Genomic DNA, 17,051 nt, shown 5'->3' with positions numbered 1-17,051 from the left:
CCTTTGAGTTTTTTAAAGGTACAATAGCGATTAATCTGGCTGTTAGTATCTTGCCTTTACTTTTTGGAGGATTGCTTCTCTTTAATTATTCGGTTGTGAGTTTTGGTTTTGCCATAAGTTTAGCGGTAAAAGAAATTAATTCTAAAAATGAATATTTATTTTATTTCAATAATGGTCTTTCCAAGGGTGTTCTTTGGTTTTATTCTTGGTGCTTTAATTTTATTCTTCTAATATCTGGAATTCTCATTTTTAATCTAATAAATAGATTATTTTGAAAAGACATATTTTAGAAATTGATAGTGTTAAAAAGTCTTTTGGTGAGAAAATAATTCTTTCCGATGTTTATTTGCAATGCGAAACAAATGATATTATTGGGCTTCTGGAAAGAAATGGCTCGGGTAAATCTACTTTTCTTAAAATTATTTTCGGAGTTATACCGGCAGATTTTAAGTTTGTAAGAATTGATGGAGATATGAAAACCAAGACCAGGGAATTAATGAGTGAAATAAGTTATTTGAGTCAAGATAATTTTATTCCTAATGTTTTTTCTGTTAAAAAAGCAATTCGACTTTCGATTGCAAAAGAAAGGATTGATTCGTTTTGTAATGATGAAATGATACAGGTAATAACCGACAAAAAGATTGCTCATTTATCAGGAGGCGAATTGCGTTATCTCGAAATAAAACTTGTATTAGAAAATTCTTCAAAGTTTGTATTACTCGATGAACCTTATAGCGGATTATCTCCTTTAATGATTGAAAAGGTAAATCAATTAATTATCATGAATTCGTCTAAAAAAGGAATCATAATATCCGACCATAATTACAGAAACGTAATTAGCATTTCGACAAGATTGGTTTTAATCAAAGATGGAAAATTAAATCATCTAAATAACAAAAACGAACTGATAGAAAAAGGGTATTTAAGTTCTGAGATGATTTAAATCCCTTTAAAAAAATCTAATAATACAGTAGTTAATTCTGTTTCATTCTCTATTGAACTCATGTGTCCATCAGGAAAAGTAACGAGAGATACATTTGTATTTTCTATTTGCTGAATGCTCTCTTCATAATTTAAAACAGGGTCTTTTTCTCCTAAAATTAATAACATCGGGAAAAGATTAGTATGTAAAATAATTTCCTTGTCTTTTCTTATTTTCATTCCTTCTAAGGATGCAATTATCCCCTGAAGTGGAGTTTTTAAGGCTTCTTCTTTTACGAGTTCTATATTTGTAGCAAGTCTTTCTCTATTGTTTTCGCTAAATAAATTTCCAATGGCTAAACCTATAAAAGCAGCATAGTTTTGTTTAACGGCTTTAATAGCTCGATTTCGATTTAGCTTTCGTTCGGCACTATCAGGTTTAGATGTAGAATTTAATAAAACCAACCCTTCTACTTTTTCGGTATATAATTCGGCGAAAGCCAAAGCAACATATCCGCCCATAGAATGTCCTATAAAAATAGCTTTATTAATATTGAGATGAGATAAAACTTCATTAACTACGTCGGCATTATCCTCCATGGTGTGAACGTAACCTAGAGGTTCGGTCTTTCCATGACCCAATAAATCAATAGTAATAACACGGTAATTTTTAGAGAATGCATCAACATAGTGGTTCCACATCATTTTGTTTTCCAAAAAGCCATGAAGTAGGACTATTGTGGTTCCTTTTCCTGTGTCTGAATAAGAAATATTGGTGTTTTTAAAAAGAATATTTTTCAATGAGATAGATTTAATGTTGCAAAAATAGCGGTTTGTTGTGTAAGGAAAAGCAAAACGGCTAACATTTCTGAAAGCCGTTTATTTTATGAATTTAGTGAACTGAATTAAACGTTCATTAAGCTTTCTATTTCATCAGCTTCGATAGGAATATTACGCATTAAATTAAATGGTTCTCCAGTTTCTTGGATTACAACATTATCTTCTAATCGAATACCAAAACCTTCAGCAGGAATGTAAATTCCAGGTTCAACAGTAAAAACCATATTGGCTTTCATTGGTTCGTGTAATAATCCGTAATCATGCGTGTCCAATCCCATGTGGTGAGAAGTACCGTGCATGAAATATTTTTTATAAGCTGGCCAATCAGGGTTTTCGTTTTGTACATCGGCTTTGTCTATTAGTTTTAAATCTAATAATTCCGAAGTCATTATTTTTCCAACCTCTACATGATATTGTTTCCAAAGTGTTCCAGGAGTAAGCATTTTTGTAGCCTCATTTTTCACACGTAAAACAGCATTATAAACCGCTTTTTGACGCGCTGTAAAAGTACCTGAAACTGGGATAGTACGCGACATATCGCTAGAATAATTAGCATATTCGGCAGCAATATCTAGCAAGATTAAATCTCCAGCCTTACATTGTTGGTTGTTTTCGATATAGTGTAAAACATTTGCATTATTTCCAGAAGCAATAATCGGAGTATAAGCAAAACCTTTAGAGCGATTACGAATAAATTCGTGAATAAGCTCTGCTTCGATTTCGTATTCAGTTACATTTGGTTTTACAAAAGACAATAATCTTCGGAAACCTTTTTCGGTAATATTACAAGCGTGCTGAATCAAATCGATTTCTTCACTTTCTTTTACCGAACGAATGCGTTGCAATATAGGGTTGCTTTTTGCAACCTGATGCGCTGGATATCTTTCCTTCCACCATTTTACAAAACGAGCTTCACGAGTTTCAGTTTCAACAGTTGCACGATAATGTTCATTAGTATTAATGTACATAGTATCGGCATACGTCATCATTTCGTTCAGAATCTTATGAAAATCTTGTAACCAATAAACGGTTTTAATTCCCGAAACTTCAAATGCGCGTTGTTTAGTAAGTTTTTCCCCTTCCCAAACAGCAATATGGTCATTGGTTTCTTTTAAAAATAAAATCTCACGCTGATTTTCGTACGGAGCATCAGGAAAAAGCAACAAGACGCTTTCTTCCTGATCTACACCACTTAAGTAAAAAATATCTCTATGTTGAGCAAAAGGTAATGTACTATCGGCGCTAACTGGGTAAATATCATTTGAATTAAAAACCGCGACACTATTAGGCTTCATTTGAGCCATGAATTTTTCGCGATTTTTTATAAAAAGAGAGCTGTTTATTTGATGATATTTCATATTAATTTAGTTTTATACTTTGAATACTCAAAAATACTAATTTTAGAAATACTAGATAGATTTGATTTATTAAAATTTTCTTATTTATCTATACAATATTCACACAAACTTGTCTTTCTGAGGAACGAAGACACGAGCGATAGCGAATTGGCGAAGCAATCTCCACATGGCACTCATACAAAGCATCTCCAGATTGTTGAGCTACTCGCGAAGATTTCTCCTCCGTCTAAATTGACAAAATTGAGGATAAATAAAACTTTCTAAAGTCTTAGCAACTTAGATTCTCAGAACCTTAGAACCTAGAATCTCAATAATGGCGTGTCCCTCCGGGTCGGGCTTTCGGCTATATCTTTTACTCCGCTATCGCTTCATAAAAGGATACCGCCTCTATCCCTCACGCAAACTTGGTGGCTGAGAAGCTTATTGTTTATATTGAAAAGAAGTTTTTCAATTGTGAGAATTTGTATATTGCTACTGTTATAACAAAAAAATATGATAGAAATTAACAACTCAATTTTAAAGGGTTTACAAGAAATTGAAAAGGAAGCTAAGAGAGTAGTTACTGAAGATTTGGAGGAGTCAGAAAATGAAACCTATTTAACCTTTTATAATTTATGGAAAAATCAGAATAGAGAGGATAATATCAATTTGATGTTTGAAGAATTAAAATTAAATATTGATAAATATTGGTTAACTCAGAAATATAATAGTGATATTGAAAAAAGCTTCAATATGATTTATTTTGAACATGGTGGTTTGTATGGAGGTGAATTAGAGGCTTTTGCTGTTGATTTTAATTATTCGAATGTCGAATTACCAGAATTTGAAACAATGGATGGTAGATTAGAATATTTAGATAATATTTCTTGTTTGCCCGCTTTTGTTTCTCCTACTTTATATCATTTAACAGAAAATATACAAGGAGAAGAAGATAATTTTGATGATTTCCTTGATGTGAATAATATTTATGAGCTATTTGAAGCTACAGCATTAATTGAAATAAACAAATTGTTTGAAAAAGCAAATGAGGAAAATATTTTCGAAAAACTGAATTTTAAAAAGCCATTTTATTTTGCTATTGGAGAGCATGATGCAGGTGCACCAAAATTAATTTATGTTGTTGAGTAAGATAAATTATATTATAAAAAAATGACCGTAGAAAAAGCAAATATAACCGACCATGAAATCTTAACAGAAATAACCAAAAAGTCAAAAGCATATTGGGGATATTCGGCAGAACAGATTTTGCAATGGGATAAAAATCTAACAATTACCCAAGAGTATATTAAAGATAATTATGTGTTTAAGTTGGTGAAGGAGGATTTAATTATTGGTTATTATTCATACTTTGTTGAAGAAAAAAAGAATGTAAAACTGGATAATTTATTTGTTAGACCAGAATATATTGGAAAAGGATTTGGAAAATATCTAATTGATGATTTTTTAAGCAGGATTAGAGAAGATAAATTCGAAAAAGTAATACTCGATTCAGAACCAAATGCTGAAGCATTTTATTCGAAACTTGGATTTGAAAAAGTTGGCGAATTCGAAACTTCAATAAAAAATAGGTTCATGCCAATTATGGAAATGAAACTAGAAGAAAATAGGAAATAGATAGTATTAATCTATTAATGCATACGGTAGAATATATTTAAAATAAGGCAGTAAAAAATGAATAAGTTAGATTTTAAATTAATAACAATAAAAGAGGTCAAATCAAAATATCCATTTTTGATAGAGCGTGAAGGATTCGATTATTTTGAAGAATGGGAAGATCAGGATTTCTTTCTTGTAACAAACGGAAATGTAAATTTTGAAGGTAATTTCTATTTAGATCTTTATGAAGATAAAGAGAAAAAATGGCTTACAAATGTATTAAATCTACCGTTAAAAGATATTGATGCAAGAAGAATCGAAGGCATTTTAATAAACGGAGATTTCTCTACAAACGGAATAATTATAAATGCCGAAGGAGATTATGGTCCTTATGTTTATATAAACGGTAATGTTACTTGTCAGAGCTTGTTACTAGGAGGTTCTTATACCGAAATAATAGGAAATGTAAAAGCAAAGGAAGTTGTAATGACTTCTTATAATCACGGTAATTTTAAATGCACAGGAATTATAGAAGCACCAGTATTTATAGTCGAAGATCATTATACAACATTTGCAGAGCGTAAAAATAATTTGTTTTATTATAATGATAAAACAGACAATTTTGATGCTAAAAACGAATGTGAATACGATGAAGTTTCAGGAGAAGATATTATCTCAATAGAATTGCGAAAACATCTTGATAATCCGTTAATAGAAACTTTCGAAGAATTAAAACGAGAATTAGAATTTGGAGAATTGATTTTAAAACAAAATAATCCTCCTGCAAAAACGTATGAATATTGGCGCGGTCGTGTTTTATCAAATTATAGAGATCTTAAATTGGTTCCGAAAGAATTTAAAACCGAGGAACTTTGTAATCTGGCATTAAATATTAGCTATCATGCTTTGTCATTTATGGATGAGAACTTAATAACTTTTGAATTCTGCGATACATTAGTTGGCAAAGATGGTTTTGCAATTCAGGTTATTCCGGATGAATTTATGACAAAAGAACTTTGTTTTAAAGCCGCTGAAAATGGAACAATGTTAAGATTAATTCCAGAAGAATATTATTCTGAAGAATTGATTCTGTTAATTTTCAAGAACGGAAAACATCAACCGGATATTAATGATGTTCCTTCTGCGTTTATCACCGAAAGTTTGCTCAAAGAATATGTAAAAATTGGAAGAGGATTATGGCTTGATAAGGCTTGCAAAGAAAATGGAATTGATAAATTATTTATTCTAAAACAAGTAGTTGATTCTGGAATAGAATATTTAGATACTGTTTTGGGAAATCATTTCAGTAAAGAAATAGTCGATTATGCTGCGTCTATTTATAATAATGAAAAGTACAAAGAAGAGTGGCGTAATTATGTTGAGAAATACAGGGTTAAATTTGAACGTATTAGTTTAAATGAATATTTATTCAAGTAAAATGAAAGACCTTATAATTGAATGTAAAGGAATAAAAACTGATCAGTACTTTATACCACCTTTTGAGTTGAGAGAAGGGGAGTTTGTTGTTGTTTGTTTGTATAGTGGGCCTTGTTTTGACGAAATAAAAAAAACAATTAACAGATATTCTTACAGGAAGAGTACATCATAAAAATGTAAAGATATATAAGCATTTGACTTTTGCAGAACCTTTTGCAGAATCATTTTTTAGAAGAATATTTTATCCTGTTACAGTAGGCAGTTATTTGAAAAAAAATGCAGATGTAAATAATCCAATAGTATCGAAAATTTTCGAAATAGATACTTTTACTAAAAAAGACAAGATGAAAAATCTTGAGACAAGTCAAAAAAAGAGGATTTCTTTAAGTGCCGTTTTTTCAAGAACAAAAAATATTGTTTTTGATATGAGAGGAGAAGGTGCTTTGCAGTTTACTAAAACATTAGAGCTTGTTAAAGATGAAATTAAAAGTGAAGGTGCTGCCATTTTAATAGACTGGGTTGCTGATTTAAGAAATGACTGTTCGAAATTTATAGCAATTGAATGGTTGTTGGATGATGAAGAATTAAGAAAAATCAGGAATGGAAGTGTAAAACTTTCTCAAATGTATTAGCAAAAGTGGGCATTTTTAATTGTGTGATAATTTGTAAGTAGAATATGGATTCGAAAATAAAAATCAGGAAAGTAGAGAAACAAGATTTAGATTTCGTGTACAAGTCGATATGCGAACTTGAAAATGAGATATTAGATTTCGAAGTTTTTACAGAGATTTTCAATGAAAATATTTCTAACCCGAAGAATTTATATTTATTAGCTGAAAATGAGAATGAAGGCGTAGGCTTTATTAGTTTTCATACACAGAATCTTTTGCATCATTGCGGGTTAGTTGGTGAAATTCAGGAATTTTTCATCAATAAAGATTATCAAGGTAAAGGAATTGGGCGACAATTAATACAAAAGATATTGGATTACGCCGATCAAAATAATCTAAAAAGTATTGAAGTTACCACCAATCGCAGAAGAATAGAAAATGTCTTGATTTATGAGAATCTCGGTTTTGGATTAACACATAATAAGTTTACTATTTATAAAGAATAATTTAATAAATTGCTTCAAATAAAATAGATTGAAAAAACATTTAAAATATCTGATTTATCTCTTTCTGGCTTTTGTCGTGATTGCAGGTGACGGTGCTTTAGGTTTTCAATCAAAATCGGTCGATTATTATCAATCTTCACTCATTAACGAAAGCAGAGAATTAAATTTTAAAGACTCTGGTTTATACGTTTTTAATCAAGTAAAATCTCAAGGAAAGAACTTCTTCTCTATTCCTTTAAAATGTGTTGAATTTGCAACCGTTTTTAGTCTTAAAATCAAGATTGTCTTAAAGGTACGAGCGTTTCTTCATCAAAATATAAATTCATTTATAAAGCAATCTGTTTTTATAAATGAAATAATTACTTCCAATAACTCTTATAGAGGTTTATACAACGCTTAGGAAATTTATTTTCTAAGAATTTATGCTATTGAAAGCATAAGGATGATAAAAAATGTCTAATCATTTATTATTTACAAAATGTATAAACACAAAAATAAAATACGTTTAGAGGAATCTAAACAACCACTTCATTGGATAAAAAGAAAACTAATCCTAATTATAACCGCATTCATGCTAGGAATGGCAAATGGAATGAATGCGCAAGACGATGCTATTAAAGGAAATAAAAATTATACAGAACAACATAAAAAGGATTGATTTGCTAATAAACTTTTGTCAAAGGTTTTGGTTGGCTACTTGGATTTTTTTTAAAATAAAAGTAATTATTAATTAATTTTCTTACATTCGCCTTTTGTTTAAAAATTAAGAAATTTTGTATAAAATTCATGCGTTTTTATGCAAAATAAAAAGATAGACGTATTATATTAATAGTTAAAAACAAAGATTCATATCTATGAAAACAAAAATCTACCGATTTACAACATTACTTCTTATTTCTTTTATAGTATTTTCATGTGCTTCAGAAGAAAAAACGGTACCATTGAGTGCCGAGAATAAAATTTTATCTTTTAGTATTACTAAAGGGGATGTTTCTAAGCAATTTGATGTTTTAGAAGGCTCGGTAACAGGCAAGGTAGCCAGTGACTTTGAGTTGAATGATATAAAAATATCTGTTTCAATTCCTAAAGGAGCAACAATTAGCCCAGATCCAAGTATAATCAAATCTATTACGGGACCGTTTAATCTGACTGTTACTGCCGAAAATGGAGATAAGAAAGCGTACGAGATATCGATAAAAAGAGAATTAGGTGTAGATAATTTTATTTTAGAGTCTAGCATCAATACTCAATATTTTGTAACCAGTCCAAAAATTGATGGAGAAACTGGAATGATAACAAAAAGATTACCTGAATTTATTGACTTGAAAAATTTAAGTATAGATTTGAAATATTCAAAATATGCTACGATTACGCCAGATCCAAAAACTGTTAAAGATTATTCGTCTCCAGTGAGTTTTACCGTTAAGTCTGAATCTGGAGTAGAGAAAGTTTATCAGGTTAAGGTAGAACATATGAATATTAATAAATTCGAATCATGTACAGAAGCAAATGCTACAAAATGGTTTGGTGGAGATGATAGAACTGATGCTCCGGATACTTTGCCTTATGATAGAAATGTAGGGACCGGACAGGCAATTGTATTGAGTAAAGACTTGGTTCCTTCGGTTTTTAGTATACATCTTAAGGAAGGTTTTTATTATTTTAAAGCTAATACCGAGTATAATAAACCTGTTGTGATAAAGTTAATTATTAGAGATGAAAATCAAAAAACGATAGGCTATACAACTACAACTGTTTCAGGACAATTTAAAGGAGGTTTTATTCCTTTTGATCTAAAAGGTTTAAATCTTTTCTTAGAAGCTGGAAAAACATATAGTTTTTATTGGTATTTAGTAGATGGAACATCTTTAGGTATTACAGCTTCTAGTTCGGGTAACACCAAATCTGGATCTGGATTCTGTTTTAGTACAGGGTATAGTGGGCAATCTAAAGTTAGTAAAAATAATACTCTCGAAGATTCAAGTGTTTGGTATAAACACGACTGGCATTTTAACATACAGTTAGAAGGTAAAGAATAAAACAAAATATAAATTATAGAAAAAAACCGAAGCATTTTATTTGAAATGACTTCGGTTTTTTTTGTGCAATTGAATTGATTCAGTATAAATCTTTGTCAAAGTTGAAAAACTTTGACAAAGATGGCTGCAATACAAAAACCGAAGTTTAATCACTTCGGTTTTTGTATATATTTTAATCAACCCATTTATAATATCTCGCCCCAATTAAATTAGGAATTTCTTTCTCGATTCTATCCAGAACCCATTCGTTTTTGGGAGTTCGGATGCTTTGTTTTTGTTCTTTTTTGTGAAGCTTCTCGTAGGTTTCAAAATCAATTTCGGTACTTTTTTCTAAAGTTTCAAAAAGATTAGTTTCGGTAAGAGCAGATTTCCATTCAGGTTGAATTGTTCCTTCGAAAACTTTCGATTTAGATCCACTTCCGTAAGCTAAAAAGCCGAATTGAGTTCCTGAAATTTCATTTTTGGTGTCATAAAAATAAGCCAAAGTCGATAATAATCCCATAAAAACAGATCCTGTATAAAGGTTTCCTATTAAAGAAGAAGCTAATTCAGCAGGTTGTAATTTATCAACAACAAAAGTTTTGTATGCTTCGGATTTGCTTATTTCTTTTAGTTTGTTTTGATATTCAGCTGCAGATTCATCTCCCGAAATAATTTTAGAATCGCTGTCTAAAGCATAAATCTCAGATAACATTCTTCGTCCCTGAAATGAGTATGGTAAATGCATAATGATACTTTTCCAGGAATTGTAAACAGTCTCTGAAGTGTTTTTTAATTTCTTAAACGAAAAATAAGCATTTCGAGTACGATCCATATAACACTGATTCGAATATTGTCCATCAAAAACAGGTTGGTCTTTATGGATTTCTATTTCGGCTTCCAGATTATCAAACCAAGATTCATTGGTTGTATTCCCTGTTATTGATTCTTTCGAAATAGTTCGGTATGGTTTAAAAAAGTCAAAAACACCTTTTGTGCTTGTCGCCCAATTGTTTTCGAAAGCAATAATTCTAGGGTTTGAAGTTACAAGCATTGCAAGAGCTCCAGCTCCTTGAGTATATTCTCCAGTTGAATTTAAATCGTATTTTGCAAAATCGGTAGTAACTACAATGGCTTTTTTAGTCGGATTTAATTTTACAAAATCAATACAGTTTTGCAGAGCATCTACACCTCCAATACAAGCAAATGTAAAATCTACAACATCGCATTCGGCTAAAGTATCTTCTCCAAATTTCTGTTCCATCAAAGCAATCAAGAAAGAGCTAATAGGTTTAGAACTATCAATGGCACTTTCGGTTCCAACATAAATACGACCAATTTCGCTTAAATCGATTTTATTGTCTTCTATTAATTTGGTTAAGGTATTTGCTCCAAAAACTACAGTATCCTGATAAGTGTCTGGAAGCGTCATTTTGATTAAACCCAAGCCTTTTTCTAGTTTTTCGGGTTCTATATTTCTGGCGGTTGCCAATGTTTTTATAGGTAAATGTATTTTGGCTACATCAAATGTAATAGCGTCAATTCCTGTTTTCATTCTGGTTTCTTTGAGGCGATAAAGATAAAATTAAGCTATCAAACTTCAATTGTTTTAAAAGGATAAAATTCGGTTTTGGGATACTTTTGAGGAAAACAAATTAAAATGTTAGAAAAAATAACAATTTGGTAATTATATAAAAAGCAGGATTTTGTTAAAACAACCTTTGGAGAAAATGTATTTTATTGTTTTTAAATAATTTGCAATAAAATCATTTAAAACTCTTTAAAATCATTATAAATAACAACGAAATGGTTGTAGTTCATGTCTATTTGAGTTATTTTTGTATAATTTTTTAAAACAAACTACTTAAACACTTATGGCACAATCTGCACTATTGAATGCTTCCATCTTAAAGAAAGTGGCTATGGCTCTTTCGGGAATATTCTTAATCACGTTTTTAGCGCTGCATGTTTCTTTAAATTTTATTTCTATTATTAGTAAAGATGTTTTTAACGAAGCTTCTCACTTTATGGGATACAATCCGCTGATTCAATATGTAATGCAACCAGTTTTGGCAATCGGGGTAATTTTCCATTTCGTAATGGGATTTGTTTTGACTTTACAAAATAGCGCTGCAAGACCAATTGCGTATGCAAAATACAATGGAGCTGCTAATGCTTCTTGGAGTTCTAGAAATATGATTATTTCTGGATTGGTTATTTTAGCATTCTTAGGATTGCATTTTTATGATTTTTGGTTTCCTGAAGTTGCCTACAAATACATTGCAGGTACAGCACCAGATGCTACGAGATATTATGGAGAGTTAGTTCATAAATTTCATGACCCAATTCGTACTGGGTTATATTGTATTTCTTTTGTGTTATTAGGATTCCACCTTTGGCACGGATTCAGTTCTTCTCTTCAATCTATGGGGATGAACAATAAGTACTCAAGATCTTTAAGTAGATTCGGTTATGGATTTGCGGTAGTAGTACCAGCACTTTTCGTCATAATCGCATTATTTCATCATTTCAATAATTAATATAAATTATAATGGCATTAGATTCAAAAATTCCACACGGCCCAATATCGGACAAATGGACAGATTATAAAGATCATATTAATTTAGTAAACCCTGCTAACAAACGTAATTTAGATATTATCATTGTTGGTACAGGTTTGGCTGGAGGTTCAGCTGCGGCTACTTTGGCTGAGCAGGGATATAACGTAAAAGCTTTTTGTTTTCAGGATTCACCAAGACGTGCGCACTCTATTGCAGCTCAAGGTGGTATCAATGCAGCAAAAAACTATAAAGGTGATGGTGACTCGGTTTATAGATTATTTTATGATACTGTAAAAGGAGGTGACTACCGTGCGCGTGAAGCAAACGTTCACCGTTTGGCCGAAGTTTCGGCTAATATTATTGACCAATGTGTGGCTCAAGGGGTGCCATTGGCAAGAGAGTATGGTGGTCTTTTAGATAACCGTTCTTTTGGAGGAACTTTGGTTTCTCGTACATTTTACGCACAAGGACAAACAGGACAACAATTATTGTTAGGAGCTTATTCTGCAATGAACCGTCAGATTGGTCGTGGAAAAGTAAAAATGTACAACCGTCACGAAATGTTAGACATTGTTATCGTGAATGGAAAAGCGAGAGGTATTATCGCTCGTAACTTAGTTACTGGAGAAATAGAAAGACATTCTGCTCACGCTGTAGTAGTTGGTTCTGGAGGATACGGAAACGTGTTTTTCTTGTCAACAAATGCTATGGGAAGTAATGCAACAGCAGCTTGGAAAATTCATAAAAAAGGAGCGTTTTTTGCAAATCCTTGTTACACACAAATTCACCCAACTTGTATTCCGGTTTCAGGAGATCACCAGTCTAAATTGACTTTGATGTCTGAATCGTTACGTAATGACGGTCGTATTTGGGTTCCTGCAAAACAAGAAGATGCTAAAGCAATCCGTGAAGGAAAGAAAAAAGCAACTGATTTATCTGAAGCTGATAGAGATTATTTCTTAGAAAGAAGATATCCTGCTTTTGGTAACTTAGTACCTCGTGACGTAGCGTCTCGTGCTGCAAAAGAAAGATGTGATGCTGGTTTTGGAGTTAACAAAACTGGAGAAGCTGTTTACTTAGATTTTGCTGCAGCAATTAAACGTTACGGAACTGAAGAAGCTTTCGTAAAAGGTTTAGATGATAAAGATGCTGCTTTGGTGACTAAATTAGGAGCTGAAATCGTGAAGAGTAAATACGGAAACTTATTCCAAATGTATTACAAAATCGTCGATGAGGATCCTTATACAACACCAATGATGATTTACCCAGCGGTTCACTACACTATGGGTGGAACTTGGGTTGATTATAACTTAATGACTACAATTCCGGGATGTTTCTCAATTGGAGAGTCTAACTTCTCTGATCACGGAGCAAACAGACTTGGAGCTTCTGCTTTGATGCAAGGTTTAGCTGATGGATATTTCGTATTACCTTATACTATTGGGGATTATCTTGCTCCGGATATTAAAATGGGAGAAATTTCTACAGATTTACCAGAATTCGTAGCAGCAGAAAAAGAAGTAAAAGATCAAATCGATAGATTTATCAATAATAAAGGAACTCATTCTGTAGATTATTTCCATAAGAAATTAGGAAAGATCATGTGGGATAAAGTAGGTATGGCTCGTAATGCTAAAGGTTTATCTGAGGCTATTGTTGAGATTGCTGCTTTACGTGAAGAGTTTTATAAAGATGTAAAAGTTCCTGGAAGCGCTAACGAATTTAATCAGGAATTAGAGAAAGCGACACGTGTTGCCGATTTCTTAGAGTTAGGAGAATTGTTCGCAAAAGATGCATTGCACCGTAATGAATCTTGTGGAGGTCACTTCCGTGAAGAATACCAAACAGAAGAAGGAGAAGCACTTCGTGATGATGAAAACTTTGCATACGTTGCAGCTTGGGAATACAAAGGAAAACCAAGTGATGCTGTATTACACAAAGAACCTCTAGTTTACGAAAACATTAAATTAGTTCAAAGAAGCTACAAATAGTATTTAAAGAAGTCTTAATACTTGCTTTAATGCTTAAAACTTATACAAAATGAAACTTACATTAAAAATATGGCGTCAGAAAAACGCCCAAGATAAAGGAGGAATCGTTGATTACCCAATCGACGGAATCGAACCAGATATGTCTTTCCTTGAAATGCTTGATGTTCTTAACGAACAATTAATCAATAAAGGAGAAGAGCCAGTAGCATTTGATCACGATTGTCGTGAAGGAATCTGTGGTATGTGTTCATTATTCATCAATGGAGAAGCACACGGACCAGACAGAGGAGTAACTACTTGTCAGTTACACATGCGTATGTTTAAAGATGGTGATACGATTTTTATCGAGCCATTTAGAGCAAAAGCTTTCCCTGTAATTAAAGATTTAGTTGTTGACAGAAGTTCTTTTGACAGAATTCAACATGCTGGTGGTTTTATCTCGGTAAATACTTCAGGAAATACAATTGATGCAAATACAATTCCGATTAACAAACACGATGCAGATAAATCATTCGATGCAGCTGCTTGTATTGGTTGTGGAGCTTGTGTTGCAACTTGTAAAAACTCATCGGCAATGTTATTCGTTGCTGCAAAAGTATCTCAATATGCTTTATTACCTCAAGGTAAGATTGAAGCTGTTGATCGTGTATTAAACATGGTACACCAGATGGATCACGAAGGTTTTGGTAACTGTACTAACACTGGAGCTTGTGAAGTAGAATGTCCTAAAGGAATTTCTCTTGAAAATATTGCACGTATGAACCGTGAGTATTTATCTGCAAGCTTGAAAGGATAAAAATAAAATGCAATTTAGTTTTTATAAAAAACGCATTCGCCACGGCGAATGCGTTTTTTTGTTTTTGCCTATTCATAATACAATTGCGAAGCACTTATTTCTTGTTTTTCTTTCCCTTCTTGTCGGATAAAGCATTGTAGTGTAGAACTTCCTGCAGCATCAAAATAACTGATGTTTATCTTGTGAAATCCTTTTTCGAGTTTTGCTGCCCCAAAAGCTTCATTAATCCAATGTCTTCCGTCGTTATCAACAATAAGCTGGTTGTCTATAAATAATTTTGCACCATCGTCTACAATAGTCGAGAACTCATATTGTGCAGTTTCAGGAATATAGATATAGCCTTCAAATTTTAAACCCATATATAGGTTCTCTTTTGATTTGTATCTTTTCATTTCAATTACTCCTTCATGAATGCCTGACTTAATAAATTTGATAGTATCTAGTTCTAGTGTTTGTTGAACGAGTTTATTTGTATAGGAATATTTTAAGCCATTTTTGGTTGGCTTAATAGCTAAAGCAGGTTGGGTTTCGGAATTTTTAACTGAAATTGTGGTAATGGAACTTCTTCTTCCACTTGGACTTATTTGTACTACTTTGATGTTTCTAAATTCTCCTTTTGGGATATAAACTGTAACAGGTTTTGTGTAATTGCTGGCTGTTTCATCTGGATTATAACCATCGATGGTATAGAAAATTTGCCCATTTTTAATGGTTGGTTGCATTTCTAGAATGAATTTTGACGCTATAATAGTGGTGTCCTGAATTCCAAATGGGGTAGGGACTTTATATAATCGTTTTTCGGATTCCAATTTTTCGATATGATGTGGGAACCTTTTTAGCATTAAATTTGAATAATTTTTATTCTTTGTCTCTGTCCAGGCTATTTCTGCAAATGGAAATAGTCTTGGATATAGCATATAATTTAGCTTTGCTGGACTGGTTACATATTCCGACCAAATATTAGCCTGAACTCCATGAATGTATTTTTGTTGCTCTATGGTTAGGCTGTCTACGGGAGTTGGGTTGTAGTTGTATACTTCATGAACTGTGGTTAATCGACCAACTGATAATGGTTCTTGTAAAGAATAGCCTTGATTATGGTCGAAATAAACATAATCTTCCGGAGTCATTACTACTTTGTGTTTGTCTCTAGCTGCTGCAATTCCGCCAGATTTGCCACGCCATGACATAACTGCTGCATTAGGAGCAAGGCCACCTTCTAGAATTTCATCCCATCCAAAAATCTGTCTTCCGTTTGCATTTAGAAATTTTTCCATGCGTTTAATAAAATAACTTTGTAGCTCATGTTCATTTTTTAGACCAAGGTCTTTTATTCTCTTTTGACAATTCGGACATTTTTCCCATCGTGATTTTGGACATTCATCTCCGCCGATATGAATGTAGTTACTTGGAAAAAGTACCATTACTTCTTTTAAAATATCTTCTAAAAAAACAAAAATTTCTTCTTTGCCTGCGCAAAATACATCTTCGAACACACCCCAGGATTCAATTACTTTTAAGTCTGTAGATGGAAAACAGGTTAAGTTTGGGTAAGCAGCTACGGCAGCAGAGGCATGTCCTGGCATTTCGATTTCGGGAATAACGTTTACAAAATGCTCTTCGGCAAATTTTACAACTTCTTTGATTTCTTCCTGTGTGTAATAACCTCCGTAGGGAGTATTGTCAAAAAATCTTGGGAATCGTTCGAATTTATTCCCAACGAGTGTTTGTGCTCTTTTAGATCCGATTTCGGTAAGCTTAGGATATTTTTTTATTTCAATTCTCCAACCTTGATCATCAGTTAAATGCCAATGGAAATTATTTAGTTTGTAATAAGACATTTGGGCAATGAAATCTTTAATAACATCTGCCGAAAAAAAGTGACGACATACATCGAGATGTAATCCTCTATACGGATATCTAGGCTCATCGATAATTTCAATACATGGTAGTTTGATCTGAGAACTTACTGTTAAGTTATTTGGCAAAAGCTGAAGTAAACTTTGTACTGCATAAAATAGCCCTTGCTCTTGACCCGTAACAAAAATACCTTTTGGAGTAATATTTATTTTGTAAGCTTCCTTATCTCCTTTTGCGGAAGCGGATTCGGTTGTAAATTGAACCAAAATGTCAGCTTTCTTTTTAGGAGAGTTTTTGTTTATAACAGATTCAAAAATTTGAGCTGTTTTGAGTTCTTTGGAAGTGTATTTATTGTTTTTAAAAACAATTTTTATTTGTCCTTTTATAGCGATACTATCACCTGTTGCCTTATAAAAATTAGGTGCAGGAATTATAGTTGTATTGTTAGAAGTTTCTTGGGCATTCCCTAATGAATAGCACAATGTTAAAATAAATAGGAGGATTTTTTTCATGTTAGGGTTTTTGGTTGGTTAAAAACAAATTTAAAGTTTATAGT

Annotated in this window: 16 protein-coding genes; 12 read left to right on the top strand and 4 right to left on the bottom strand. The window is 32.3% G+C overall.

All coding sequences use genetic code 11. The features are described 5' to 3' along the window. The first annotated feature begins 271 nt into the window (after positions 1-271). Positions 272-943: an ATP-binding cassette domain-containing protein gene (locus SHI72_RS19615; RefSeq protein ID WP_323491124.1), complete on the top strand. Its 672-nt coding sequence runs from the start codon at positions 272-274 to the stop codon at positions 941-943. On the opposite strand, the gene SHI72_RS19610 is transcribed toward SHI72_RS19615, so the two are convergent. Together SHI72_RS19610 and SHI72_RS19605 are read right to left on the bottom strand one after the other, a co-directional pair. Further along, complete coding sequence (locus SHI72_RS19610; RefSeq protein ID WP_323491123.1) at positions 940-1,722, bottom strand: alpha/beta hydrolase; 783 nt, start codon at positions 1,720-1,722, stop codon at positions 940-942. The genes SHI72_RS19615 and SHI72_RS19610 overlap by 4 nt on opposite strands. Positions 1,723-1,826: 104 nt before the next feature. After that, positions 1,827-3,119: an aminopeptidase P family protein gene (locus tag SHI72_RS19605; protein WP_323491122.1), complete on the bottom strand. Its 1,293-nt coding sequence runs from the start codon at positions 3,117-3,119 to the stop codon at positions 1,827-1,829. 492 nt (positions 3,120-3,611) lie between these two features. Here SHI72_RS19605 and SHI72_RS19600 point away from each other — a divergent pair, with 492 nt between their 5' ends. The 8 genes from SHI72_RS19600 to SHI72_RS19565 all read left to right on the top strand — a co-directional run bounded on the left by SHI72_RS19600 (position 3,612) and on the right by SHI72_RS19565 (position 9,308). Next, positions 3,612-4,247 (top strand): hypothetical protein, encoded by a 636-nt coding sequence (locus SHI72_RS19600; RefSeq protein WP_323491121.1) that lies wholly within the window; start codon positions 3,612-3,614, stop codon positions 4,245-4,247. 21 nt (positions 4,248-4,268) lie between these two features. Then, positions 4,269-4,733 (top strand): GNAT family N-acetyltransferase, encoded by a 465-nt coding sequence (locus SHI72_RS19595; RefSeq protein ID WP_323491120.1) that lies wholly within the window; start codon positions 4,269-4,271, stop codon positions 4,731-4,733. Between the two features lie 57 nt (positions 4,734-4,790). Beyond that, positions 4,791-6,152 (top strand): polymer-forming cytoskeletal protein, encoded by a 1,362-nt coding sequence (locus SHI72_RS19590; protein ID WP_323491119.1) that lies wholly within the window; start codon positions 4,791-4,793, stop codon positions 6,150-6,152. A gap of 194 nt (positions 6,153-6,346) precedes the next feature. Continuing rightward, positions 6,347-6,784 (top strand): hypothetical protein, encoded by a 438-nt coding sequence (locus SHI72_RS19585; RefSeq protein WP_323491118.1) that lies wholly within the window; start codon positions 6,347-6,349, stop codon positions 6,782-6,784. Positions 6,785-6,828: 44 nt separating this feature from the next. Next, positions 6,829-7,269, top strand: coding sequence for a GNAT family N-acetyltransferase (locus SHI72_RS19580; protein ID WP_323491117.1), 441 nt, complete (start codon positions 6,829-6,831; stop codon positions 7,267-7,269). Between the two features lie 28 nt (positions 7,270-7,297). Continuing rightward, positions 7,298-7,669 (top strand): hypothetical protein, encoded by a 372-nt coding sequence (locus tag SHI72_RS19575; protein WP_323491116.1) that lies wholly within the window; start codon positions 7,298-7,300, stop codon positions 7,667-7,669. A gap of 78 nt (positions 7,670-7,747) precedes the next feature. Continuing rightward, positions 7,748-7,927 (top strand): hypothetical protein, encoded by a 180-nt coding sequence (locus tag SHI72_RS19570; protein WP_323491115.1) that lies wholly within the window; start codon positions 7,748-7,750, stop codon positions 7,925-7,927. 196 nt (positions 7,928-8,123) lie between these two features. Continuing rightward, positions 8,124-9,308: a hypothetical protein gene (locus SHI72_RS19565; RefSeq protein ID WP_323491114.1), complete on the top strand. Its 1,185-nt coding sequence runs from the start codon at positions 8,124-8,126 to the stop codon at positions 9,306-9,308. A gap of 172 nt (positions 9,309-9,480) precedes the next feature. Here SHI72_RS19565 and SHI72_RS19560 read toward each other — a convergent pair whose 3' ends face one another. Continuing rightward, entirely contained in the window at positions 9,481-10,842 is a 1,362-nt protein-coding gene (locus tag SHI72_RS19560) for a hydroxymethylglutaryl-CoA synthase family protein (protein WP_323491113.1), read from the bottom strand. Positions 10,843-11,161: 319 nt separating this feature from the next. On the opposite strand from SHI72_RS19560, the gene SHI72_RS19555 reads away from it, so the two are divergent. From SHI72_RS19555 to SHI72_RS19545, 3 genes are read left to right on the top strand one after another with little or no spacing between them, the layout of a single operon-like run. Beyond that, positions 11,162-11,827 carry a succinate dehydrogenase cytochrome b subunit gene (locus SHI72_RS19555; RefSeq protein WP_039113117.1) on the top strand — a complete coding sequence of 222 codons (666 nt, stop codon included), beginning with the start codon at positions 11,162-11,164 and terminating at the stop codon, positions 11,825-11,827. 11 nt (positions 11,828-11,838) lie between these two features. Then, the gene (locus tag SHI72_RS19550) at positions 11,839-13,839 is read left to right on the top strand and encodes a fumarate reductase/succinate dehydrogenase flavoprotein subunit (RefSeq protein ID WP_039118006.1); all 2,001 of its coding nucleotides are present in this window, start codon (positions 11,839-11,841) and stop codon (positions 13,837-13,839) included. A gap of 49 nt (positions 13,840-13,888) precedes the next feature. Beyond that, on the top strand, positions 13,889-14,635 hold the full coding sequence (locus SHI72_RS19545) for a succinate dehydrogenase/fumarate reductase iron-sulfur subunit (RefSeq protein WP_035617551.1): 747 nt from the start codon (positions 13,889-13,891) through the stop codon (positions 14,633-14,635). Positions 14,636-14,703: 68 nt separating this feature from the next. Here the strand turns inward: SHI72_RS19545 and SHI72_RS19540 are convergent, their stop codons facing one another. Next, positions 14,704-17,007 (bottom strand): family 20 glycosylhydrolase, encoded by a 2,304-nt coding sequence (locus tag SHI72_RS19540; RefSeq protein WP_323491112.1) that lies wholly within the window; start codon positions 17,005-17,007, stop codon positions 14,704-14,706. Positions 17,008-17,051: the final 44 nt, after the last annotated feature.

It is taken from the genome of Flavobacterium sp. PL02, assembly GCF_035013205.1.
Lineage (GTDB): Bacteria > Bacteroidota > Bacteroidia > Flavobacteriales > Flavobacteriaceae > Flavobacterium.
This window is presented reverse-complemented; position numbering and strand designations above follow the sequence as displayed.

What these genes read in the sequence shown, in the direction of transcription:
- SHI72_RS19605 (WP_323491122.1), bottom strand. Translation starts at nt 3,119, where the DNA reads ATGAAATATCATCAAATAAACAGCTCTCTTTTTATAAAAAATCGCGAA.
- SHI72_RS19600 (WP_323491121.1), top strand. Translation starts at nt 3,612, where the DNA reads ATGATAGAAATTAACAACTCAATTTTAAAGGGTTTACAAGAAATTGAA.
- SHI72_RS19595 (WP_323491120.1), top strand. Translation starts at nt 4,269, where the DNA reads ATGACCGTAGAAAAAGCAAATATAACCGACCATGAAATCTTAACAGAA.
- SHI72_RS19590 (WP_323491119.1), top strand. Translation starts at nt 4,791, where the DNA reads ATGAATAAGTTAGATTTTAAATTAATAACAATAAAAGAGGTCAAATCA.
- SHI72_RS19580 (WP_323491117.1), top strand. Translation starts at nt 6,829, where the DNA reads ATGGATTCGAAAATAAAAATCAGGAAAGTAGAGAAACAAGATTTAGAT.
- SHI72_RS19570 (WP_323491115.1), top strand. Translation starts at nt 7,748, where the DNA reads ATGTATAAACACAAAAATAAAATACGTTTAGAGGAATCTAAACAACCA.
- SHI72_RS19565 (WP_323491114.1), top strand. Translation starts at nt 8,124, where the DNA reads ATGAAAACAAAAATCTACCGATTTACAACATTACTTCTTATTTCTTTT.
- SHI72_RS19560 (WP_323491113.1), bottom strand. Translation starts at nt 10,842, where the DNA reads ATGAAAACAGGAATTGACGCTATTACATTTGATGTAGCCAAAATACAT.
- SHI72_RS19555 (WP_039113117.1), top strand. Translation starts at nt 11,162, where the DNA reads ATGGCACAATCTGCACTATTGAATGCTTCCATCTTAAAGAAAGTGGCT.
- SHI72_RS19550 (WP_039118006.1), top strand. Translation starts at nt 11,839, where the DNA reads ATGGCATTAGATTCAAAAATTCCACACGGCCCAATATCGGACAAATGG.
- SHI72_RS19545 (WP_035617551.1), top strand. Translation starts at nt 13,889, where the DNA reads ATGAAACTTACATTAAAAATATGGCGTCAGAAAAACGCCCAAGATAAA.
- SHI72_RS19540 (WP_323491112.1), bottom strand. Translation starts at nt 17,007, where the DNA reads ATGAAAAAAATCCTCCTATTTATTTTAACATTGTGCTATTCATTAGGG.